General features: G+C 62.2%; 2 protein-coding genes. Both read right to left on the bottom strand.

The window, feature by feature from the left end; genetic code table 11:
* The coding region (locus HGP29_RS28650) for a class I SAM-dependent methyltransferase (protein WP_211093488.1) at positions 1-317 on the bottom strand (317 nt) is incomplete at its 3' end.
* 41 nt (positions 318-358) lie between these two features.
* Positions 359-511 (bottom strand): YbjO family protein, encoded by a 153-nt coding sequence (locus HGP29_RS28655; protein ID WP_262889559.1) that lies wholly within the window; start codon positions 509-511, stop codon positions 359-361.
* Between the last annotated feature and the right edge of the window lie 7 nt (positions 512-518).

Consider the following 518-nt stretch of genomic DNA (forward strand, 5'->3'; position numbering starts at 1 on the left):
GCGATAAAGGGCTTCAGGGCAGCAAAAACCGGGGCAAACTCGGCGGGATAGAGCGGGCAGTCGGTGAGGTCCACCGGAGTGCCATCGCGGTGCAGCATCCCCAGCAGCGGACGCTCAACGCTGCCGCTGACCACCATTTTAGCCTTGTTACGGAAAGCCGCCTCCGGCCCGCTGACCGGCTCGCCCCAGGCTGCGACCGGGATCGCCGCCAGCAGCGTGCGCAGATCGGCCATTTTATCGGCGAGCTGTTGCGGGACCGGCCGCTCCAGCCATTGACAGGAGCGGCAGCGGCCGGCGTCGTAGAGTGCGCAATGCATAATTGACCTTCAAAAATCCAGGGGCGGGGATTGTATCACCGTTATTGCAGGCGGAAAAAGCGACGGCAGTTCGCCGGCACGAACAGCAGCGTCAGAACCAGCAGATCCGGCAGTTTTTGCATCACCAGCGAGTGGAAAATCTCTCGTTTTGATTCCCCGGGAATGCTGAACAGCTCCGGATACCCGTAGCCCAGCGACGCC

It is taken from the genome of Flammeovirga agarivorans (assembly GCF_012641475.1).
Lineage (GTDB): Bacteria > Bacteroidota > Bacteroidia > Cytophagales > Flammeovirgaceae > Flammeovirga > Flammeovirga agarivorans.